This is a genomic window from Nocardia sp. NPDC058499 (assembly GCF_042719915.1).
Classification (GTDB): Bacteria; Actinomycetota; Actinomycetes; order Mycobacteriales; family Mycobacteriaceae; genus Nocardia.
In genome coordinates this window covers 20,787-42,796 of the sequence record NZ_JBHXMZ010000005.1, presented here as the reverse complement: position 1 = coordinate 42,796, position 22,010 = coordinate 20,787, and the positions used below count along the sequence as shown (strand labels likewise).

At 67.8% G+C, this 22,010-nt stretch carries 22 protein-coding genes; 16 read left to right on the top strand and 6 right to left on the bottom strand.

From position 1 onward, the window contains the following. The first annotated feature begins 260 nt into the window (after positions 1–260). A complete protein-coding gene (locus ACFWPH_RS16770) occupies positions 261–1,367 on the top strand; it encodes a lycopene cyclase family protein (RefSeq protein WP_378751894.1) in 1,107 nt (368 codons plus the stop codon). Continuing rightward, on the top strand, positions 1,367–2,293 hold the full coding sequence (locus ACFWPH_RS16765; protein WP_378751892.1) for a Ku protein: 927 nt from the start codon (positions 1,367–1,369) through the stop codon (positions 2,291–2,293). Before ACFWPH_RS16770 ends, ACFWPH_RS16765 begins: the two co-directional genes overlap by 1 nt. Before the next feature lie 7 nt (positions 2,294–2,300). On the opposite strand, the gene ACFWPH_RS16760 is transcribed toward ACFWPH_RS16765, so the two are convergent. Next, the gene (locus ACFWPH_RS16760) at positions 2,301–2,798 is read right to left on the bottom strand and encodes a GNAT family N-acetyltransferase (protein ID WP_378751890.1); all 498 of its coding nucleotides are present in this window, start codon (positions 2,796–2,798) and stop codon (positions 2,301–2,303) included. Positions 2,799–2,974: 176 nt separating this feature from the next. Between ACFWPH_RS16760 and ACFWPH_RS16755 the strand changes: the two genes are divergently transcribed. Further along, positions 2,975–3,877 carry a universal stress protein gene (locus ACFWPH_RS16755; protein WP_378751888.1) on the top strand — a complete coding sequence of 301 codons (903 nt, stop codon included), beginning with the start codon at positions 2,975–2,977 and terminating at the stop codon, positions 3,875–3,877. Between the two features lie 119 nt (positions 3,878–3,996). Here ACFWPH_RS16755 and ACFWPH_RS16750 read toward each other — a convergent pair whose 3' ends face one another. After that, positions 3,997–4,908, bottom strand: coding sequence for an LLM class F420-dependent oxidoreductase (locus ACFWPH_RS16750; RefSeq protein ID WP_378751886.1), 912 nt, complete (start codon positions 4,906–4,908; stop codon positions 3,997–3,999). Between the two features lie 202 nt (positions 4,909–5,110). Here ACFWPH_RS16750 and ACFWPH_RS16745 point away from each other — a divergent pair, with 202 nt between their 5' ends. The 8 genes from ACFWPH_RS16745 (at position 5,111) to ACFWPH_RS16710 (ending at position 11,401) form a co-directional block, all read left to right on the top strand. Next, on the top strand, positions 5,111–6,001 hold the full coding sequence (locus tag ACFWPH_RS16745; protein ID WP_378751884.1) for an alpha/beta fold hydrolase: 891 nt from the start codon (positions 5,111–5,113) through the stop codon (positions 5,999–6,001). A 384-nt stretch (positions 6,002–6,385) separates the two neighbouring features. Next, the gene (locus ACFWPH_RS16740; protein ID WP_378751882.1) at positions 6,386–7,273 is read left to right on the top strand and encodes an alpha/beta fold hydrolase; all 888 of its coding nucleotides are present in this window, start codon (positions 6,386–6,388) and stop codon (positions 7,271–7,273) included. Positions 7,274–7,379: 106 nt separating this feature from the next. After that, complete coding sequence (locus tag ACFWPH_RS16735) at positions 7,380–7,715, top strand: Lsr2 family protein (RefSeq protein ID WP_378751880.1); 336 nt, start codon at positions 7,380–7,382, stop codon at positions 7,713–7,715. A 240-nt stretch (positions 7,716–7,955) separates the two neighbouring features. Then, positions 7,956–9,026 carry an alpha/beta hydrolase gene (locus ACFWPH_RS16730; protein WP_378751878.1) on the top strand — a complete coding sequence of 357 codons (1,071 nt, stop codon included), beginning with the start codon at positions 7,956–7,958 and terminating at the stop codon, positions 9,024–9,026. Positions 9,027–9,110: 84 nt separating this feature from the next. Further along, on the top strand, positions 9,111–10,166 hold the full coding sequence (locus ACFWPH_RS16725) for a fused (3R)-hydroxyacyl-ACP dehydratase subunits HadA/HadB (protein ID WP_378751876.1): 1,056 nt from the start codon (positions 9,111–9,113) through the stop codon (positions 10,164–10,166). 76 nt (positions 10,167–10,242) lie between these two features. After that, entirely contained in the window at positions 10,243–10,692 is a 450-nt protein-coding gene (locus tag ACFWPH_RS16720; RefSeq protein ID WP_378751874.1) for an SgcJ/EcaC family oxidoreductase, read from the top strand. Between the two features lie 87 nt (positions 10,693–10,779). After that, entirely contained in the window at positions 10,780–11,082 is a 303-nt protein-coding gene (locus ACFWPH_RS16715) for a hypothetical protein (RefSeq protein WP_280417995.1), read from the top strand. Then, the gene (locus ACFWPH_RS16710) at positions 11,072–11,401 is read left to right on the top strand and encodes a hypothetical protein (RefSeq protein WP_378751871.1); all 330 of its coding nucleotides are present in this window, start codon (positions 11,072–11,074) and stop codon (positions 11,399–11,401) included. The genes ACFWPH_RS16715 and ACFWPH_RS16710 overlap by 11 nt, the downstream gene beginning before the upstream one ends. Before the next feature lie 18 nt (positions 11,402–11,419). Here the strand turns inward: ACFWPH_RS16710 and ACFWPH_RS16705 are convergent, their stop codons facing one another. Together ACFWPH_RS16705 and ACFWPH_RS16700 are read right to left on the bottom strand one after the other, a co-directional pair. Beyond that, entirely contained in the window at positions 11,420–12,289 is an 870-nt protein-coding gene (locus ACFWPH_RS16705; protein ID WP_378751870.1) for a hypothetical protein, read from the bottom strand. Between the two features lie 196 nt (positions 12,290–12,485). Then, on the bottom strand, positions 12,486–12,857 hold the full coding sequence (locus tag ACFWPH_RS16700) for a hypothetical protein (protein ID WP_378751868.1): 372 nt from the start codon (positions 12,855–12,857) through the stop codon (positions 12,486–12,488). Positions 12,858–13,001: 144 nt separating this feature from the next. Between ACFWPH_RS16700 and ACFWPH_RS16695 the strand changes: the two genes are divergently transcribed. Both ACFWPH_RS16695 and ACFWPH_RS16690 read left to right on the top strand, forming a co-directional pair. Then, positions 13,002–14,783, top strand: a complete 1,782-nt coding sequence (locus tag ACFWPH_RS16695; RefSeq protein WP_378751866.1) for a thiamine pyrophosphate-requiring protein — start codon at positions 13,002–13,004, stop codon at positions 14,781–14,783. 326 nt (positions 14,784–15,109) lie between these two features. Then, positions 15,110–16,255, top strand: coding sequence for an RNA-guided endonuclease InsQ/TnpB family protein (locus tag ACFWPH_RS16690; RefSeq protein WP_378751864.1), 1,146 nt, complete (start codon positions 15,110–15,112; stop codon positions 16,253–16,255). A 129-nt stretch (positions 16,256–16,384) separates the two neighbouring features. Here the strand turns inward: ACFWPH_RS16690 and ACFWPH_RS16685 are convergent, their stop codons facing one another. After that, positions 16,385–18,424, bottom strand: a complete 2,040-nt coding sequence (locus ACFWPH_RS16685; protein ID WP_378752648.1) for a catalase — start codon at positions 18,422–18,424, stop codon at positions 16,385–16,387. A gap of 267 nt (positions 18,425–18,691) precedes the next feature. Here ACFWPH_RS16685 and ACFWPH_RS16680 point away from each other — a divergent pair, with 267 nt between their 5' ends. From ACFWPH_RS16680 to ACFWPH_RS16670, 3 genes are all read left to right on the top strand, one after another. Continuing rightward, a complete protein-coding gene (locus ACFWPH_RS16680) occupies positions 18,692–18,853 on the top strand; it encodes a hypothetical protein (RefSeq protein WP_378751862.1) in 162 nt (53 codons plus the stop codon). A gap of 90 nt (positions 18,854–18,943) precedes the next feature. Further along, the gene (locus ACFWPH_RS16675; RefSeq protein ID WP_378751860.1) at positions 18,944–19,663 is read left to right on the top strand and encodes a PAS and ANTAR domain-containing protein; all 720 of its coding nucleotides are present in this window, start codon (positions 18,944–18,946) and stop codon (positions 19,661–19,663) included. A gap of 62 nt (positions 19,664–19,725) precedes the next feature. Further along, positions 19,726–21,714: an erythromycin esterase family protein gene (locus tag ACFWPH_RS16670; RefSeq protein ID WP_378751858.1), complete on the top strand. Its 1,989-nt coding sequence runs from the start codon at positions 19,726–19,728 to the stop codon at positions 21,712–21,714. On the opposite strand, the gene ACFWPH_RS16665 is transcribed toward ACFWPH_RS16670, so the two are convergent. Further along, positions 21,659–21,991 carry a hypothetical protein gene (locus tag ACFWPH_RS16665; RefSeq protein ID WP_378751856.1) on the bottom strand — a complete coding sequence of 111 codons (333 nt, stop codon included), beginning with the start codon at positions 21,989–21,991 and terminating at the stop codon, positions 21,659–21,661. The two genes, ACFWPH_RS16670 and ACFWPH_RS16665, sit on opposite strands and share 56 nt — an antisense overlap. Positions 21,992–22,010 lie beyond the last annotated feature (19 nt).

Here is a 22,010-nt window from a genome sequence, read left to right as displayed (position 1 = left end):
CCGAGCCGAATCACCTGCCACCGACTGCGACCGGTCTGCAATCGGTGGTGCCCCGGTTCGCCGAGCGATACGGCCGGGCGTCGGCCCGATGTCGATACCGCCCCGGCTCGACAGCCCTCCGGATTCGTCACCGAGGATCATTCGGGTCCGCGGTCATCCAGCCACCACACTATGGGCGCACGACCGGCCGAACCGAGCGGTACCACTATCCCGGTACCCCGCCGACAACGGATAGTTCCGGCCGTGTTTCGATCCTCTCCGTGCGCGCCGATATCGTGATCTGCGGTCTGGGCCCGGCCGGGCGAGCGCTCGCCCACCGATGCCTGGTGCGCGGTATGTCGGTTGTCGCGATCGATCCCCATCCAGACCGGCGCTGGCAGGCGACCTACGCCGCCTGGACCGACGAACTCCCGCCCTGGCTGGACGGCACCGCCGTCGCGGCGACGGTCTCCTGGCCGCATGCCCACGGCCGGCGCGCGCATACGATCCCCCGGTCGTACTCGGTACTGGATACCGGCCGCCTCCAGCACAGCCTCGATCTCACCGAAGCCACTGTGCTCTCCGGCCGGGCCACGACCCTCGACCGGCACACCGTCACCCTGGATTCCGGCCGGAGGGTCTGGGCCGATCGGGTAATCGACGCGCGCGGCCTGCGGCGCCGGGCCGGCCGGGCCGAACAGACGGCCTACGGACTCGTCCTCGACGATCCCGGTGCAGATGAGCCGCCCCTGTTCATGGACTGGCGCGCCGACAACGGTGCCGATTCCGGCTCGCCGCGGTCGTTCCTGTACACGATCCCGGTCGGCGGCGGCCGGGTGCTGTTCGAGGAGACCTGTCTGGTGGGCGCACCAGCGATCGACCTCGGTGAACTCGCGCGGCGATTGCGCTGCCGGTTGCGGGCTCGCGGTATCCCGGTGCGTGGCGACGAACCGGTCGAGCGAGTCCGCTTTCCGGTCGTGGGCGGCGTCCCGGGGGCCGGCCGATTCGGCGCCGCCGGCGGGTACCTGCATCCGGCCACCGGATACAGCGTGGGGGCGGCGTTGGCGGCAGCCGGCGATATCGCGGCTGGTCGGGCGGCCACCTCGAATGCTGCCCGGGCCGTGTATCGCCTGCGCCGCGCCGGGCTCCGGGCCTTGCTCTCTCTGCCGCCGGGCGAAGTTCCCGGGTTCTTCGACGCGTTCTTCGAGCTGGATATCGGCCTGCAATGCGCCTATCTGTCCGGTCACGCCGACCTCGCCGGCACCGCCGCCGCGATGACCCGGCTGTTCGCGGCGGTGCCCGCCGGTACCCGCGCGCGGCTCGCCGCCGCGACACTCCATCTCCCGGCGCTCTCGCACCCGGGGTCCGGTTCGGTCATCATGGAGTGATGCGGTCAATCTGGAAAGGCTCGATCGCGTTCGGGCTGGTGAACGTCCCCGTGAAGGTCTACACCGCCACCGAGGACCACGACATCCGGTTCCATCAGGTCCACGCCAAGGACGGTGGCCGGATCAAATACGACCGCGTCTGCACCGTCTGCGGGCAATCGGTGAAATTCGCCGATATCGATAAACAGTACGAATCGCCGGAGGGTGAGAAGGTCGTGCTCACCGACGACGATTTCGCCAAATTACCGGTGGCGGAGAAACATGAGATCCCGGTTCTGCAATTCGTCCCGTCGGACCAGATCGATCCGATCCTCTACGACAAGACCTACTATCTGGAACCGGATTCGACCACCCCCAAGGCCTATGTCCTGCTGGCCGCCACACTCGAACGTATCGACCGCACCGCCCTCGTCCATTTCACCCTGCGCCAGAAGACCCGGCTGGCCGCGATGCGAGTCCGGGACGGGATGCTGGTGTTGCAGACGCTGCTGTGGCCGGACGAGGTGCGCTCGGTATCGTTCGAATCGCTGGAGGAGGCCAAGGCGCCGCGGCCGCAGGAAATCAAAATGGCCGAAACCCTCGTCGAATCGATGTCCGACGATTTCGACCCCGATCAATTCACCGACGAATATCAGGTCGAACTGCAGCGGTTACTGGAGGAGGCGATCGCCAGCGGTGACGGAAAGGTTGCCGAACGCGCCGCGGAGCCGGCCGAGGAATCCGATGCCGAGGTGGTCGATCTGGTCGCTGCGCTGCAGCGCAGCCTGGAGGCCAGCGGCGCCCGCGGTGGCGAGAAGTCCGGTGGCCGCGGAGGTGGCAAATCCGGTGGTACGAAATCCACCGGGGAGAAGAGCTCCGGCGCCGCGAAAGCCCGCAAGACGACCCAGCGCAAAACCCCGCAGAAGCGAACTCGTAAAGGCGCGTGAGTCCCGGTCACAGGGCTTGGATGAACCAGTCCAGGTAGCCCTCGGTGTCGATGCTGCTGCGGTGGTAGTGGAATCCGAGCTGATGGGCCAGTGCGATCTCCGACTTGTTGTCCCTTTCGATACGCAGCACCGCTTCATCCGCCACATCGTTGCGGGCCAGATATCGGCAGGCCAGCACGACGGTCCGGCCGGGCACGCCACTGTCGCGCCACGGCGCGTGGATTCCGTAGCTGATATCGGCCTGGCGTTTGGCCAGGAATTCCGGTTCCAGCGTCACATCCAGCGTCCCCGCCAGCGCATGCGACGTTACGTCCACGACGGCGAATACTTTCCGAGGTCCGTCGGCGGCCCATTCCGCGGCGCACCGTTCGAATTCGGCCACCGTATTCGGTGTGCCGGGCCCGGCCGTCCGGCGCATCGACTCCCGGTCCTGGGCGGCCAGGTGCGCGGCGGCGTCGGCGACCTCGATCGGCCGTAGCCCGATCACCCCATCCGATATCAGCACGTGATCATGATCTGCATATTTCACGGCATTCGACAAGCCCCATGGACGGCGAGCCGCCGACGAGAATTCCGGCTAGCGTTCGGGAGGCCGGCGAGCAACAATTCCGCGACACGCAATCGTGCAGACACGCCCGCAGTATAGGACCGCCACGGTTTGCCGGGTGGATACTCGGGGCCATGACCGATAACCCGGAGGATCCGCATCGGCTCGTATCCGCTGCCGTGGTGGTGGGCGTGGACGGTACCCCCGCCGCCCATTCGGCCATCCGCTGGGGCGCCATGGTGGCCGCCCGGCGTGGGCGGCGGCTCGTCCTGGCCTACGGGATGAATTCCACCCCGGCCAAAACCTGGCTGGTCGCCTATCAGCCGATGGTGGACGAAGCCGTGCAGACGCTGCGCACACACGGCGAACAGGCATTGACCACCGGCGTGCAGGTCGTCCGCGAGGCCGCGCCGGATCTGGCGGCCGATACCCTGCTCTCCGAACACAGCCCCGCAAAAATGCTGATCGAATTGTCCAAATCCGCGCATATGGTGGTGCTGGGATCGCGCCGTGGCGGCGCCATCGCGCATCTGGGGTCGACCATTCTGGCAGTCGCGGCGCACGGACACGGCACCATCGTCGCGGTCCGCGAGGACGCCGAGGACATCGCGAACGGCCCTGTCGTGGTCGGCGTCGACGGCAGCCCGGTCAGCGATACCGCCGTCGCCGCCGCCTTCGCCGAGGCCTCCGAACGCGGAGCCGAACTGGTCGCGGTCCACACCTGGAGCGACCTCACCTTCACCGAATTCGCCAGTACCGGTTTCATCGAGATACCGGCCGAAGATCTGCAGACCGCCGAACAAGCGGTACTGGCCGAGCGGCTGGCCGGATGGCAGCAGCGCTACCCGGAGGTCACCGTGCGGCGCGAGGTGTATCCCTCGACCCCGGCAATGCATCTGCGCGAATGGTCCGAACGGGCCCAGCTGGTCGTGGTGGGCAGCCGCGGCCGGGGCGGATTCCGTGGGTTGCTGCTCGGTTCGACCAGCCAGTCACTGATCCAGCGGGCCGCCTGCCCGGTCATGATCACGCGGCCCTGATCACGCGGCCGGGCCGATCATGCGGCCCGGCTGATCGTCCGGGCTCAGCGGGCAGCCGGGCTCGAGCGGTCGGCCGGGCTCGAGCGGTCGGCCGGGCCCGAGTGGTGGGGGCTGAGCGCTCAACCGAGCAGGCCGGCCAGCAGCGCCCGGGTGCGCTGTGCTTCCGCGCCGCCGGCGAAGACCGAGGCGACGAATTCGGTGGCACCGGCGTCGAAGACCTCCCGCACCCGGGCGGCGACCTGGTCCTCGGTGCCGATGATCGCGAGATCCGCCGGACCGGCCGCGCCCTCGCGGTCCATCATCGCCCGGTAGGACGGCAGTGTGCCGTAGGTGGCGAAGGTGCGGGCCGCGCGTTCCCGCGCAGCGTCGGCATCGTCGGTCACCAGCACCGGTAGCGCGCAGACGATACGGGCCGGGGGCCCGCCGGCGTCCGTCGCGGCCGCGGTGATGGTCGGGGCGATATGCTCCCGGATCGTGGCCGGCCCGGTCATCCACAGCACGGTGCCGTCGGCGCGGCGTCCGGCCAGTTGCAGCATCCGGGTGCCCATGGCGGCCAGGAGAACCGGGATCCGGCCTTCGTCCGGGATCCCGAGTTCCAGATTCCCGGTCAGGGTTTCACCGGTGAAGGACACCGGCTGCCGTTCCAGCAAGGGGCCGAGAATCGAGAGGTATTCGCGCATGTGGCGGGCGGGCCGCTCGAACCCGTACCCGAACATGTTCTCGATGACGACGCGATGGGACAGCCCGATACCGAGGGACAGCCGATCCGGGCCCACCGCCAGTGCCGTCGTGCGGGCCTGCTGGGCGAGCGCGCCCGGATGCCGCGGGTAGGTCGGCACCACGGCCGTCCCGAGCTCGATCTCCGGTACCTGGCTACCGGCCACCGCCAGCGCGGTGAGCGCGTCGACGCCGAAGATATGCGACATCCAGGCCGAGACGAATCCTTCGTCGGCGGTCCGGTGCAGGTCATCGGTGAGCGTACGCAAGGCGTCGCTTCCGGATCGTTCACTGAGCAGAATGCCGATCCGCACGGCGGGCCTCCTGGACGGTTCGTCGGGTCTGGACCTCGATGGTTGCGGCACCGACCCTAATGGACGCGGTACGGCGAAGCCCGGCACCGGACCGCGTGTGGCCGCAGGCAAACCCATACCGCCGCGGTACCGATCCCGAGCCGCCGGCCGACGCGCCCGGGACTTGCTCGACCACGGGCCCGCGGCGGGGCATGCTGTGACCATGGACGAGTTTGCGAGCTGGCGGTCGAACGGGCAGCGTTTCACCCATCGCGGACACCAGATCTTCTGGCGGCCCGGCGGAACCGGTTCCGCGGGAACACTATTGTGCCTGCACGGCTTCCCCACCGCGTCCTGGGATTGGCACCGGATCTGGCCGGATCTGTGCGAGCAGTTCGCCCGCGTCCTGGCCCCGGATCTGATCGGCTTCGGCTGGTCGGCCAAACCGCAGCGCTACGACTACACGATCGCCGATCAGGCCGATCTGTGTGAGCAACTGCTGCGTGAACAGGGCATCGACCGTTTCCACATCCTCGCGCACGACTACGGCGATACCGTCGCCCAGGAACTGCTGGCCCGTGATGCCGAACGCCGGGCCGCCGGCGATACCACGCTGATCATCGAATCCGTCTGCCTGCTCAACGGCGGACTCTTCCCGGAGGCCCACCGGCCGCGGCCCATCCAGCGGCTCCTGGCCGGTCCACTCGGCCCGCTGGTCGGCCGGTTCGGTACCGAGAGCACCTTCGCGCACAGCCTGGCCGCGGTGTTCGGGCCCGACACCAGACCCGATGCCGACGAAATGCACCGTTTCTGGCTGCTGTGGTGCAGTAAGCACGGGAAACGCAACGGCCACAAGCTGATGGGGTATATGGCCGAACGGCGGACGCACCGGCAGCGCTGGGTCGGTGCCCTCGTCCGGCCGCAGGTGCCGGTCCGGTTGATCGACGGTTTACGCGATCCGGTGTCCGGGGAGCGGATGGCGCGCCGCTATCGCCGCGTCGTCGACGAACCCGATGTGGTGGAACTGCCCGCTGTCGGTCACTACCCGCAGCTGGAGGCTCCGGAGGAGACGCTGCGCGCATTTCACGAGTTCCACACGACCCGGGTCGGATAAGCGGGCGTTCGGCCCCGGCCGCGGCCAGGACAGACCGAGCGCATCGCGAGGTCCCTGGTGGCTCCCCCAGTGCCGGAACAGTCGGCCGGGGTTCCGGGAACCGGCTCGTGCCTCGCATTTCCGGCACGGTGCCGGGCAGAGGGTACCGCTGGGCGTGTTCGCGCGGCACCTCACCGGGTTTGGTTGTCCGCGGTTTCGACCGGCCTCGAAAGGGGATATCTCGCGCATTGCCGGCCGGGCACGATCTCCGCGGACCACGCCGCGACGAGCACCCAGCGGGGACCGGGCGGTGCTACCGTACGGCCGGGTGCCGGTGTGGTGCCCGGGCTCCGGACCGGAGCCGCTCCCCTGGGGCGGGGGAAACGCAGAACGAGGGGATGCCGCATGCTCGAACCGGACGCCGTAACCGGGCCGGATCACCACATCCAAGGGGTCTCCGAGTGGGTGACCACCCGGGATGGGCGTCGATTGCACACCATGGTCCTGCCCGGCCCACAGAACTCCACGGCCCCGGTCGTCGTCTTCGAAGCGGGCGCGGCGGCCACTCGCTCTTCGTGGGGGCTGGTGCAACCCGAGGTCGGCCGTTTCGCCCGCGCTGTCGTCTACGACCGTGCGGGCCTGGGCCGTAGCCCTGCCGATCCGGCGGGCCGGAGCCTGGACCGGATGGCCGATGATCTGGTCGATGTGCTCGATCATTTCGGGCCCGGACCGTTCGTGTTGGCCGGACACAGCGCCGGCGGAGTGATCGCCCGGCTCGCTGCCTCCCGGCGGACCGACCGCATGGCCGGGCTCGTGCTCGTCGATCCCACCGATGAGGCAGCAGAGATGTTGTTCGGGCCCGCCTTCCGGCGCATGGAACGCGTGGCGATCACGGTGAACCGGGCCCTCGCGCGACTGGGTCTGTTGCCCCGGATGTTCGGCTGGATGCTCGACGCGATGCCGGCAGATGTCCGCGCCGATATGGAACGCGAGGCGTTCACTCCGGAGGTCATCCGGACGCAGGCGAGACAGGCCCGGACCTTCCTCGACGACCTCGCGGCTTGGCGCGAGACGCCTCCGGTCCTCGGCGATATCCCGGTCACCGTCGTATCGGGCGCCCGCGCGGGCGACGGGATGAACACCCGAATCCGGGCGGCAGCCAATGCCGCGCACGCGCACCGCGCGACCGTTACCGGCGGACGCCATGTCCTGGCGCATAATTCGAGCCACTATCCCCCGATCACCGACCCCGGCATCGTGGTCGAGGAGATCCGGCGCTTCGCCGCGCCGTGAAGACCGCGCGGTACCTGCACGCCGGCCACAGCCGCCGCCGGTTCCGGTGCGCCGTAAGGATATCGCTACGATTGTCGGGACAATTTGCCCACTTTCGGAGGAATGCATGGCGCGCAAGGTCATCGTTGAGCTGGTCGACGACTACGACGGAACTTCGCCGGCGGAAGAGACCGTCACCCTGGCTCTGGACGGTGTCACCTACGAGATAGATCTCTCGGCACACAATGCCGGGAAACTGCGCGACATCGTCGGGGGGTGGGCTGCGCACGCGCGCCGGGTCGGCGGCCGGGTCACGAAGAGTAAACGTCCCAGCCAGGCTGCGACCGATACCCGGCAGACCCAGGCCATCCGCGAATGGGCCCGCACGAACGGTATGGAGGTCTCGAACCGCGGCCGAATCTCGGCCGAGGTGCTCGAGGCGTACAAGAACGCGCAGAAGTAGCGGAGAAGGGTGCTCGGGTGGCCACGGTGGCCGGCCGGAACCGGTCATAGGCGCCGCGACCCGGGCGCGTGACACATCACAAAAAGGTAACAGGACAGTCTCCGGTAGCGACACAGAAACCGGTATGCCGATGCCGTGGCAGGGCCACGCGTTGTTCGGCACCGGTCGGGAAGCGCACGGACGGCGGATGCCGGCCGTGCGCACGATGTGCTCACACCGGACGAAAGGCCCTGTTCACTCATGCGATTGTCACCGGCGATTCCCGCCCTCCGCAGCCGCCGCAGATTCTGGCTGGCCACCGCCGTGCTCGCCGTGATGATCCAGGCAGTGTCACTGGTCAGCGGTGGCGCTGCTCCGGCCGCACGGGCGGCCTTCGATCCCACGGGGATGGATTTCTGGGTCGACTCCGCGATGGGTCCGATCAAATCCCGGGTGTTCCGTGCCGCCGACGGCAATACGTCGCGGGTGGTGTACGCCCTCGACGGTATGCGCGCCCGCGAGGACCTCAGCGGCTGGGAGATCGATACTGATATCGCCCGGGAATTCACCAAATGGAATATCAATGTGGTGATGCCGGTCGGCGGGCAGTCCAGCTTCTACACCGATTGGAACGCCCCGAGCACCTTCCTCGGCGTACCGCCGGGAAGCGGGTCGGGGAACGGATCGGCGTCGGGTTCGGCGTCGGGCTCCGGCGGGCTGCAAGCCCTGGCGGCAGGTCCGGGGAAGTCCTACACCTACAAGTGGGAGACCTTCCTGACCCGCGACCTGCCGAACGCCCTGCGCGACCGGCTGGGTTTCGCGAGCCACCGCAACGGCGTCTTCGGCCTGTCGATGGGCGGTAGCGCCGCGCTCACCCTCGCCGCGCACTACCCCGGTCAGTTCAGCTTCGCCGGTTCCTATTCCGGTTACCTGAACATCTCCGCGCCCGGTATGCGGGAGGCGATCCGGGTCGCGATGGTCGACGCCGGCGGATACAACGTGGATTCGATGGCGGCCCCGTGGGATCCGAAGTGGCTGCATATCGACCCGTTCGTCGCCGCACCCAGCCTGGTCGCCAACAACACGCGACTGTGGGTTTCGGCCGCCAGCGGGCTGCCCACCGCGACCGACGGCCCGAGTATCGGCACGGTCAACGGGATGGGGCTGGAAGCATTGGCCCTGGTGAACACCCGGGCATTCCAGGTGCGGATGGCGACGCTGGGGGCACAGAACGTGCACTACGACTTCCCTGCCCACGGTATCCACGCGTGGAACAACTGGGCCGATCAGGCGCTGCGGATGTTGCCGGACCTGTCGGCGAATATCGGGTGACGGCCGTGGACGGGCACCGGCCTCGCACCGGGTGCAAGGCAGTCGCTCAGCACTATCGATATCGACTCGGTAAGGTTCGGGTTCATGGGGCATGAGGATGTAATCGATTCCACCGGCAGCACTTTCGCCGCAGGTGAACTTCCGGTGGGATTGCGTTACCGCACCCGCGACCACTATGTGGTCGGCCGGGAGAAGATCCGCGAGTTCGCCCGCGCCGTCCAGGACCACCATCCGGTGCACTGGTCCGAGGGCGCCGGCATCGATTATGGATACAACGGTCTGATCGCCCCGCCGACGTTGTTCTCCGTGCCCGGATTCCTGGCGCAGACCGAAATGTTCGAATCGGTGATGACCGGCTACGACCTGAGCCAGGTCATGCAGACCGATCAGGTGATCCGCTATCACCGGCCGATACGTCCCGGCGACGCCCTGTCCTTCGAGGTCTGTCTGGAATCGGTGCGCCACGCGTTCGGTGGCGACCTCATGTCGTTCGAAACCGTGGTCACCGATCAGCACGGCGCGCTGGTGCTGGTTTCCCGGACCGATGTGGTCGGGCGCAGCGGTGCGGGGCCCGACCTCGGTGAACTGGGTGCCGGTGTCCTCATGCACGGTTTCCGGCCCGGCGCCGATCGCACCACCCCCGCCCCGCGCGCAGGTTCGGCCGTCCGCCCACCGGTTTCGCGGCCCGCCGCGCCCGGCGCCGAGCCGCCGGCCGGCCCGTACGTCCGCGATTTCGATACCGTCCGGGTCGGCGACGAACTACCCGCCCGGACGGTGCGGTTCACGATCGGGGATCTGGTGAACTACGCCGGAGTTTCCGGGGATCCCAACCCGATCCATTGGAGCGCCGAGGTCGCCGATCGCGTGGATCTCGAGGCTCCGGTCGCGCACGGTATGTTGACGATCGGTACGGCCGCGGGCTTCGTCACTTCCTGGCTGGGTGACCCGGGTGCGCTCCGGGAGTACGCGGTCCGGCTGACCAGTCCGGTCTTCGTCACGCGGGAGGGCGCCGAGATCGAGTTCGGCGGCCGAGTGAAGGCGACCGATCCGGTCGCACGGACCGCGACGATCGCGCTCACTGCCCGCCATCAGGGCCGCCGGGTATTCGGCCGTGCGACGGCTGTGGTCCAGTTGCGCTGACCGGGCCGGGTTCGTGACGGATGCCATTGTCCCGCCCGCTTGACCACAACCTCTATTGAGGTTCCAGGCTGTTGTCATGAGCGCAACAGCGTACGAACGCCCCACGGTCGAGGACAGCACGGTCGACCACACCGCCGATATCGCCGCGATCCGGCAGTTGGTCGGCGATGTCGAAACCGGCTACAACACCAACGACGCGGAGTTGATGGTCAGCGGATTCACCGCCAACGCCGCTGCGGGTAACGCGGTGGGCGCGATCACCGCCGGATACGACGCCCTCTTGGATTCCGCCCGGCGCGGCCTGGCCGGTTTCCTGGCCGGCGAACATGTGCGTTATGCGGTGACCGATATCGTTTTCCTGCGTCCCGATATCGCGATCGCGCACAAGACGGCCCGCGCGGTCACCGCGCACGGCGAACTCATCGACCGCGATCCCGCAATGGTCGCGCTGTACGTCCTGGTCCGGGAGGGCGGGCGCTGGTGGGTCGCGGCGCGGCAGAACACTCCGGTGCCCGCGCCTGCCTGACAACAACCGCCCGGGGCGGCCGACCGCAACCGCCCGGGGCGGGCTCTGGGCCGCGGAGGTACTACCGGGGTATTATCGTGGTTGTCCGTGGATCACGGGCAATACGAATGGTGGGCCGGAGCGTACGACCTGCTCCACCGCAGCGGAATCGAGCCCTGGGAAGTATTGGAGGTGCTGTATTCCCCGCGGCGGTGGCCCCGGGCGGCAACGAGCCGCGAGGGACTACCCACCGCGACCGTCTGGGGCCGTACCGACGACGGCCGCGCCCTGATCGTGCTGCTGCGGTGGCTCCGCGCCGATACCCGCTGGCAGATTCTGCTGGCGAGCCCGATGCGGCCCCACCAGCTCGCCGAGTACACCGCATGGGAGGCGACCCGAGATGATCGATAACGAACCCGACCCCGGCTACCCCCGGACTCCCGAGGCGGCCGAGGATTTCCTGAATACGCTCACCTACGACGACACCGCTACCCTGCCGCCGCTGCCGCCGGCCACGGACCGGATCGAACAGGGTATGGTCGCCACCTCGTTCAAATGGACACCGGAGATGCGTGACCGGGTCCGGCGCAAGGCCGCCGAACACGGGGTGACACCGTCCATCCTGATCCGCCAGTACATCGAGATGGGCCTGCTGGCCGAACAGTCCGAACGGATGATCCCGCTGGCCGACGCGGTCCGGGCGCTCACCAGCCTCCCGCATTCGGCCTGACCTCCGCCGGTACGGTGATCAGCTCGCGAGCACCGTTCGTTCGTCGGGCGCCGGGCCGATGGCCCGCGGTGGCGCACTCAGGGCATGCGCGGCACCGACACCGGCACCGATTCCCGCGCCGACCGCGGCGAGCGGGGCGGCCATGAGGGCTGCACCGTAGGCCGCACCCAGTGGTGCCGCGCCCAGCCCGATCGGCGCGAACGGCAGCCCGACGGCCAACCCGATCGCCCCGCCGACACCGGCGCCGACGAGCGCGAACGGCGCCGCCACCGCCGCACCGGCTGCGGCCCCGAGTGCCGCCGCGCCGAGGGTTTGACCGGCAATCCGGTCGGACCGGGTGCGTTCCATCCCGACCGAGTCCAGGAATGTGGCCAGCTGCGCTTCGGTGACGGCGGCACCGTCGTTGAGCTGGATCGCCTGCTCCCTGGGCAGCCACTCCGGCGCGTCCACGCGGAGATCGCCGAACCGCAGGACACCGGGCGGCGGCGCGATCGGCGGCACCGGGGATACGGGGGCGGGTCCGTGCAGATTCTCCACGGGCGACAGATAATCGCTGTCCGGTACGGGCCGCGCCCATTGCAGCGAGCTCAGGGTGTCGTCCGGAATGCGTACGCCGTGGTAAGGACGCACATTCGGGGCTTCGGCGTTCGGCCACCGCGCCTCGTCGCCCGCATACCCGGCGGCCCCGGGCGGTACAGCCTCGTCGACGGCAGCGTGCGGTGCGGAATCATCGTGCTCGGCGGGGCTCACCGCGGTGTATCGGCCGGGTTCGGCGCTCGCGGTGCCGCTGCCCACCATGGCGAGAACCACGGGAACTGCCCCCGCCACCATCAGCGATCCCATCTTCTGCCGCTTCGGACTCACTGCTCTGTGCTTGCCGGTGCTCATCGATCACCTTCCATGAATGAAAGAGATGCTGTTGTTTCACATTCGGATCCGGCAATGAATACGGATGGGCAGAATTCGGCACACGAGGAGCGTAAAGGTGCGCTGAACAGCCTTTACGGATATGTCCAGGGCCCTGGAACGCGCCTACGCTCCGACCGTTGCCCGGCACGGCGCCGAGCAACGTGTCGACAACGGATCAGGGCGCCGGCGGTGCACCGGTATTCGTGCAGAACGGATGGCACGATTCCGGCGTGGGGGTCACCCGGGCAGGTTCGTCGCCGAAATCCGCCGAGCTCACCACCATCATCACCACCAGGGCCACACCGATGACGAACCCGAAAACCAGCAGCGTGGGCCACAGCCAGGTCCGCATCGGCTTTTCCCGCACCACGGGCACCCTCGGCTCCATGGGGTCGGCAGGGTTCACCGGACTCATCGGGTCGCCCGGCACCACCGGTTCGCCCGAGGCCACCGGGGAAGCCGGATCCACCTGATTCAGCGGATCGGCCGGGTTCATCGGGTCGACCGGCTGTAGGGGACCTCGTCCGGGGCCACCGTATTCGTTCATGCCACACCACCTCCAGGGGCTCTCCGGCACCGGTTACCCGTTTACTGCCGCCGTTCACGTACCCGCCGCCCGCCGTGGTTGAACCGGCGCCGAGCGGGTATTTCGCCCGCGACGCCGCGCCATCCACCAGAACCAGGAGGACTCATGCCGCTGCAGGTGGGCGATTACGTACTGCAACGTCTCCGTGAATGGGGTGTCGAGCAGGTCTTCGGATATCCGGGCGACGGGATCAACGGTCTCGTGGCCGCCTTCGGCCGCGCCGGCAATCAGCCTCGGTTCGTTCAGGCGCGCCACGAGGAGATGTCGGCCTTCCAGGCGACCGGTTTCGCCAAGTTCAGCGGAAAGGTCGCAGTGTGTACCGCGACCTCGGGTCCCGGCGCCATCCACCTGCTCAACGGCCTCTACGACGCCAAACTCGATCATGTCCCGGTGGTGGCGATCGTCGGCCAGACGGCACGCAGCGCGATGGGTGGCAGCTACCAGCAGGAAGTCGATCTGCAATCGCTGTTCAAGGACGTCGCCTCGGACTATCTCGTCGAGGTCAATGTCGCGAGCCAGCTGCCGAATGCCCTGGATCGCGCCTTCCGTACCGCGATGGCCCGGCGCGCGCCGACAGTGGTAATTGTGCCCGCCGACCTGCAGGAAGAGCCGTACGAGCCGCCGGAGCACGCGTTCAAGCAGGTACCGTCGAGCCCGCCCAGCAGCCAGCACACCACCCTCATCCCGCCGGCGGCGGAGCTCGAGCGAGCGGCCGAGGTACTCGGTCACGGATCGCGGGTCGCGATGCTCATCGGGCAGGGGGCTCGTGCCGCTGCCGCGGAGGTGCTCGAGGTCGCCGAGCTCACCGGTGCGGGAATCGCCAAGGCGTTGCTGGGCAAGGACGTGCTGTCCGACGAGCTGCCGTTCGTCACCGGGTCCATCGGTCTGCTCGGCACCCGGCCCAGCTACGAACTGATGCGGGACTGCGACACCCTGCTCATCGTCGGGTCCAATTTCCCCTACAGCCAGTTCCTACCGGATTTCGATCAGGCCCGTGCGGTGCAGATCGATATCGACGGAGCGCTCATCGGGATGCGTTACCCCACCGAGGTGAATCTGGTGGGCGACGCCAAAGCCACACTGCGGCAATTGATTCCACTGATCGAACGCAAGTCGGACCGCTCGTGGCGTGACACGGTCGAGCAGAATGTGGCGCGCTGGTGGGAGACGGTCGCGCAGCAGGCCGCGGTCGAGGCGAAACCCATCAACCCCATGCGGGTGGTCACCGAACTGTCCGAGCGAATCCCCGGGAACGCCGTCGTCACCGCCGATTCCGGATCCTCCACCAACTGGTACGCCCGCTGTCTGCGCTTCCGCGGCGAGATGCGCGGCTCGCTGTCGGGCACGCTGGCCACCATGGGGCCGGGTGTGCCATATGCGATCGGCGCGAAATTCGCCCATCCCGACCGGCCGGTGATCGCCCTGGTCGGCGACGGCGCCATGCAGATGAACGGGCTCGGTGAACTCATGACCATCGCCCGCTACCAGCACCTCTGGGAAGACCGGCGGCTGATCGTCTGCGTTTTCCACAACAACGATCTCAACCAGGTCACCTGGGAACTGCGCGCCATGGGCGGTGCGCCGAAATTCGAGGAATCCCAGAACCTTCCCGATGTGCCCTACGCCGATCTGGCGCACGAGATGGGCCTGGAGGGGATCGCTATCGATCATCCGGACGATATCGGGGATATGTGGGACCGGGCGCTGGCCACCCCGAGTCCCACGGTGCTCGACGTCCGCTGCGATCCGGATGTGCCGCCGATTCCGCCGCACGCCTCCTACGAACAGATCAAGGATCTGGGTAAATCCTTACTGCGCGGCGACCCGGACGCCTTCCATCTCATGGTGCAGGGCGCCAAGACCAAGGCGCAGGAGCTCCGGATCTGAGCCGGGTTTCCCCGGGCCTGCTCGTGACCGGCGGCGGCACCGGATTCCACGCCGCCGGTTCACGGATCCTGCGCACGCTGCCGATCGACCCAGCTGCGGCGTTCCCGGTCGCGGTAGCCGTAGGTGGCCTTGCGGACGGTGAGATCGTCCTCCAGTCCAGACCCCACCGTGCCGGCCACCGTACCCAGCGCGCCAGATACCAGGTCGGGACGACCGTGAAACGCAGCTCGAGCAAGCCTGGCCCTGCAGCACAGGGATAACGCATCAATAGCTCCGCGGTCAGTGTTCGAGAATTTTGTGTCGGTGGCCATTGTTACGGTGCACGGGTGCAGCTTCGGTACAACTTCCGCGTCTATCCGACGCCCGGTCAGCGCATCGCGCTGGCACAAGCGTTCGGATGTGCGCGGGTGGTGTACAACGACAACCTCCGGGCCCGTGATGCCGCGTATGCGGCCGGAGTGAGACTCTCGGATACCGAGATTCAGCGGCAGGTGGTCACCGAAGCCAAACGCACCCCCGAACGGTCATGGCTGGCCGGGGTGTCGTCGGTGGTGCTTGTGCAGGCCTGCCAGGACGCCCGCGCCGCGTATCGGAACTGGTTCGACTCCCTGTCCGGGAAACGTAAAGGCCCCAGACTCGGCAAACCGCGGTTTCGGTCCCGGAAAGACAATCGGCAAGCGATCCGGCTCACCCGCAACGGTTTCGGTGTGCGGGTGAATCGGAAGTTGTATGTGGCCAAGGTCGGCGAGTTGAAGGTGGCGTGGTCGCGGGAGTTGCCGTCGGAGCCGTCGTCGGTCACGATCGTCAAGGATTCGGCGGGCCGGTATTTCGCGTCGTTCGTGGTCACGGTCGGCGACCATCCGTTGCCGGAGGTCGACACCGAGGTGGGTATCGATCTGGGTCTTACTACGTTCGCGGTCTTGTCGAACGGACGCAAGATCGACAGTCCTAGGTTTCTGCGCCAGGCCGAGCGCCGGCTGAAGAAGGCGCAACAGTGCCTGTCTCGGAAGGAGAAGGGCTCGCAGAACCGGGTAAAGGCCCGGATCAAGGTCGCCAAGGCGCACACGAGGGTGGCCGATACGCGCAGGGATTTCGCACACAAGCATTCCACAAGGATTATTCGCGAGAACCAAGCGATATTCGTGGAAGATTTGAGCGTGCGAGCTCTCGCGCGGACCCGCCTGGCAAAGTCGGTGCACGACGCAGGGTGGGCAATGTTCACCCGGCTGCTGGAAGAAAAGGCTGGACGGCACCGCCGTACCTTCGCCAGGGTGGATCGCTGGTTTCCCTCGACCCGGTTATGTTCGGCGTGCGGGGTGGTCGGAGAGAAAAAGCCGTTGCAAGTACGGGAATGGGCCTGCACCTGCGGTGCTGTCCACGACCGTGATCTGAACGCTGCTCGTAATATTCTCGCCGCAGGGCTTGCGGAGAGTCGAAACGCTTGTGGAGAGGCGGTAAGTCCGGCCGCGTAGCGGACGGCTCACCTCGGTGAAGCAGGAACCCACCGGAGAACCATGTGGTTCAGGAGGAGTCCCGGCCGTTCAAAGCCGGGAGGAAGTCAAAGTGCTCGGTCCGCTCACCCAGCACCCGAGGCCCGCGCTTCAGGCGGGTATCGCCGTGGTGTCGCGCTCCCAGATGCGGTGGCCCGCGAGCACCGTGGCGAAGGATTCCACGAAACCGTCGGAGACCGCGTCGCCGGTCTGGAGTACCCCGTCGGCCGGGGTGTCCGGTTCGGGTGGGACCGCGATACCGCCGGCCCGCAGCACCTCGGCGCCCGAACCGAGCACTGCCACCGGTTTGAAGTGCTTGTATGCCTCGGTCACGAAGTGCACCGCGGGACCCGCGGCGGCGAGGGTGCGGGCGGAGGTATCACCGCCGGCCACGACCACCGCGTCGTAGAGCACCGACGCCATCGTCGCCAGGGTTTTGTCCACGGTCAGGGCCCCGTCGGTGGCACCGCGGAGTTCGCCGCCGTGTTCGGCCAGTACCTCGGTTTCGGCGCCGCGTGCGCGCAGCGCCGAACGTAGCTGTTCGACGCCCGCCACATCGACCCCGTCGGCCGCCAGGACGGCGATCTTGCGGGTGGCGATGGTGGCCGGGGGATCCTTCACCTGCGACAGCGCCGGCGACAACGGCACATCTTCCACCGGGCCGGCGTCGGGGGTGGGCAGTCCGAGTTGGCCGGCGACCCGGCTCGCCAGGTCCGGGTCGATCCGGACCAGCTGCTCGAGCGCATGCGACCGGATCTCCACACGTTTGCATTTGCCGAGTTCGAAGGCGAACGCGGAGACGATGTGCTCGGCCTCGGTCGCGGTCATACTGCGCCAGAACATCCGGGGCTGCCGGTAGTACTCCTTGAAGCTTTCGGCGCGGACCCGCAGCGCGTCGCCCTCTTCCCGCCGGGTGTAATGGCGGAACACATCCTCGTCGGCGAGAGCCGGACAGCCGCCGCCGATGGTGTTCTTGGTGTAGAAGGCCTGGCCGTGCGGGATATCGTGGCGGCCGAATCCGTCCTGCTGATGGGTGCGGACATCGGCCAGCGGCCGGTTCACCGGCAGATGCGCGAAATTCGGCCCGCCGAGGCGGATGAGCTGGGTGTCCAGATAGGAGAAATTGCGCAGCTGCAGCAGTGGATCGTTGGTGAAATCGATACCGGGTACGACGTTGGCCGTATGGAAGGCGACCTGTTCGGTTTCGGCGAAGAAATTATCCGGATTGCGGTCGAGCACCATCTCACCGACCGGGCGCACCGGAACCTGTTCCTCCGGGATTATCTTGGTGGAATCGAGCAGGTCGAAATCGAAATCGAATTCCTGTTCCTCCGGTACCAGCTGCACGCCCAGTTCCCAGCGCGGGAAATCGCCGGCTTCGATACTGTCCCACAGGTCGCGGCGGTTGTAGTCGGGGTCGCGCCCGGCAACCTGCTGGCATTCGTCCCACACCAGCGAGTGCACGCCCAGGGCGGGCTTCCAATGGAATTTCACGAAGGTTCCGCGGCCTTCGGCATCGACGAACCGGAACGTGTGGACGCCGAACCCCTGCATCATCCGGTAACTACGCGGCAGCGCGCGGTCCGACATCAGCCACATGATCGCATGCAGGGTTTCGGGCTGTTCGGCCACGAAATCCCAGAGCGTATCGTGCGCCGACTGCGCCTGCGGGATCTCGTTGTGCGGTTCGGGTTTCACCGCGTGCACGAAGTCCGGGAATTTGATGCCGTCCTGGATGAAGAACACCGGGAAGTTGTTGCCGACCAGATCGTAATTTCCCTGTTCGGTATAGAACTTCGTGGCGAATCCGCGGACATCGCGCACGGTATCGGCCGAGCCGCGGGATCCGGCGACGGTGGAGAAACGGACGAAAACCGGGGTCCGGGTGCCGGGGTCGGTGAGGAATTTCGCGGCCGTGTATTCCGCCAGCGAATCGTCGTAGGGCCGGAAATAGCCGTAGGCACCGGCGCCGCGCGCATGGACGACGCGTTCCGGAATGCGTTCGTGGTCGAAATGGGTGACCTTCTCGCGGGCGTGGAAGTCCTCGAGCAGCGTCGGGCCCCGCGCGCCGACGCTCAGTGCGTCGTCGGTGTGGTCCACCCGGACACCCTGCTGTGTGGTGAGGTACCCGCTCTCCCGGTCCTGCCGCAGTGGGTCGAGCTGTTGTTGTTTGGGGTCGGTATCGCCCCGGCCTTCGCCGAGCGGGCGCTGCGCCGCCTCGGACGCGACGGGTGTCGCGGATCCCTGATCCGATGTTCGGTCCACGAGTTGTCCTCCTCGATGGGGTGCCGGCCGTGCCGTGCCCGGCCTGTGAACATGGTCGTTTCCCGGTCGGCGGCTTCCCGGATCCGCGGGCGATAAACACCGAAGCACGATCGGGGCCTGTGTCACCGACCGCCGACGGGGTACCCGCCGCCCATGAGCACACCGGATCCCGACCCCCGGAACACGGCCGATCGCGACGAACCCGATTTCGCCGAGGAACACGCCGAGCCCACCCACGCCGACGAACACCCCACCGGCGAGCAGATCGAAACCGACGAATCGACGCCGAAGGGGCACAGCGGTATGGATTCGTAACCGCTGTTTCCCTGTCTCCTACCGGGCCGCCGCCGGCCGTGGCACCGGTCGATAGTGGCTGCGCGGGCAGCGCGGGGAATAATCACATCCATGAACGCGCGGGACGAGCTGCCGGAGTCCGAAGTCGAACTCGTCGAACGGGTGGTCGGCGCCGGCGACCCCCTGCAAGTGGGACGGTTCCGGTACTACTTCGCGACCCGGACCTGGGAATGGTCGGCGGAGGCCGCCCGGATCCACGGCCACCCGCCGGAGGTCCGTCCCACCACCGAGCTGCTGCTCTCCCATAAGCACCCCGACGATCGCGACCGGCTCGAGGCCATGATCCTGTCGGTCGAGGACGGGGGCCCGTTCTCCAGCCGGCACCGCATCATCGATACGGCAGGCGACGTCAAGGAGGTGCTCGTGGTATCCGAGCCGATGCTCGACGAGTCCGGCGAAGCGATCGGTACCGAGGGCTTCTATATCGATCTGTCCGCCGCCGCGGACGAGTTCCGCCGGGAGGCCCTCGACGACACCCTGCCGCAGGTGCTGGATGCCCGGATGGTCATCGAGCAGGCCAAGGGCGCGCTCATGCTCGCCTACGGGATCAACGCCGACCAGGCCTTCCATGTGCTGCGCTGGCGCTCGCAGGAGACCAATATCAAGTTGCGGCGGGTCGCCGAACGGATGGTGGCGGCACTCCCGGGGATCGCCGACGAGGAGGTCCGGCTGCGCACCCGCCTCGACCATGTCCTGCTGACACTGCACCGCGATATCGGCACGGACAGCACCGACGGCGATCCCGCCGCGGCGCCTACCGGTCAACGCTGATCGGTCGTCCGTCCCCCTGACCTGCCCTGTTTGCCCGGGACGGGACCGGGTAGCGCGCCCCCATGGCGACAAGCGCTTACCGTGACCGTCGCGAGGCCGGCCGGACGCTCGCGACGCTACTCGACCGTTTCCGCGACCCGGATACCATCGTTTTGGCTCTGCCCCGGGGCGGTGTGCCGGTGGCTTACGAGGTGGCGCAGGCGCTGGAGGCACCGCTCGATGTCCTGGTCGTCCGCAGACTCGGCTCCCCGGGTAATTCCGAGCTGGCGCTGGGCGCGATCGCCAGTGGCGGGGTTCTGGTCACCAACGGTGACGTCCTCGCCGCGGAGCGGGTCGGCCCCGATGTCCTGGAGCGGATAGCCCGCGCGGAGGGCCGGGAACTGCGCCGCCGGGAACAGGCCTACCGGGGTGAGCGGCCGCTGCTCGATGTCACGGGCCGCACGGTGATCCTCGTGGATGACGGCCTGGCGACCGGCGCGACGATGGATGCGGCGGTGCGCACGGTGTACCGGATGCATCCGACGCGGGTGGTCGTCGCGGTACCCGTCGCCCTCGAAGCCACCTGTGCCGGGCTGCGCGGACGGGTGGACGATATGGTCTGCGCGCGCGTACCCGCCGGTTTCGCCGGTGTGAGTGCCGAGTACCAGGACTTCACCCAGAGCTCCGACCAGGAGATCCGCGACCTGCTCGACCGGGCCGCGCAGCTCCCGGCGGGCGAACAGCAGGCCGCCGCCACCGGCCCGGAGGTGGGTGTCAGGTCCGCCGCCATCCCGCTGCCCGACGGCGTCCCGTCCGACGATGACCTGCTGGACCTGGTGGGTGATGCCCGGTACGTGCTGATCGGCGAGGCCACGCACGGCACCTCGGAGTTCTACGCCGCCCGGGCCCGGATGACCCGTACCCTCATCGAACGCGCCGGTTTCGACGCGGTGGCCGTGGAGGCCGACTGGCCCGACGCCCACCGCGCGAACCGCTATATCCGCGGCCGCGGCGACGACGGTGACGCCGAGCAGGCGCTGCGCGGTTTCCAGCGTTTCCCGATGTGGATGTGGCGCAATACCGTGGTCCGCGATTTCGTGGAATGGCTGCGCGAATACAACCGGCGCGACCCGGCGCGCACCGCCGACTTCTACGGCCTCGACCTCTACAGCATGCGCCGCTCCGCCGCGGAGGTGATCGGCTACCTCGACCGGGTCGACCCGGCCGCCGCGCGGCGGGCCCGCGACCGGTATGCCTGTTTCGACCAGCACACCGATGAACAGCATTACGGTTACGCCGCGGCGTTCGGGGCCGGCGAGGATTGTGCGGACGCAGTGGTCGCACAGCTGGCGGACCTGCAGCGGATGAGCACCCGGGAACTGCGCACCGACGGGCAGAGTGACCCCGACGAACAGTTCTACGCCGAACAGAACGCCCGCCTGGTCGCCGCGGCCGAGCAGTACTACCGGGCGATGTTCGGTTCCCGCGTATCGTCGTGGAATCTCCGCGACGAGCATATGTTCGCCACCCTCACGGCATTACGCGGACATCTGCGGCAGCGCACCGGTTCCGACGCCAAAATCGTGGTATGGGCCCATAATTCGCATCTCGGCGACGCACGCGCCACGGAACTCGGTTCGGCCGGGGAGTTGAATCTCGGCCAGCTGGTCCGGCAGAACTGTCCCGGCGAATCCCGCATCCTCGGTTTCACCACCCACACCGGTACCGTGCTGGCCGCCGACGAATGGGACGGCCCGCCCCGGGTGAAGCGAGTGCGGCCTTCGCTGCCGGGCAGCGTGGAGAATCTGTTGCACCGCACCGGGATCGAACAGTTCCTGCTGCGCTTCGATCGCGAACCGGTCGCCGCGCTCGACGCGCCCCAGCTCGAACGCGCCATCGGGGTGGTCTACCGTCCGGACAACGAACGGCGCAGCCATTACTTCCATGCCCGGCCCGCGGACCGGTTCGACGCCTTGCTGCATATCGACGAAACCAGCGCCCTGACCCCGCTGGACCTCATCGCACACCACGGGCCGGACGAACCCGGGGACACCTACCCGCACGCCGTCTGACCAGCGTTACACCACCCGTCCGGGTGACGATCTCCTCGGCCAGGCAGGTACGCCCACCGGCCATCCGGATATCGCCGGGGACCTCGACCCGTGCCAGCGCCCGGTCGAACGGGTCGGGGATCCGGCCGATCTCCTCCCGGATCTGCTGGACTGCGGAGGCGAAGGTCTCCGCGTCCGGGACCTCGAAACCCAACTGCGAGGAATGCGATTTGATCGGTTTCACCCAGAACGGAAACGGGATATCGATATCGTCGTCCAATTCTTCGGCGGATACCATCTCTCGAAGGTTGGGGATG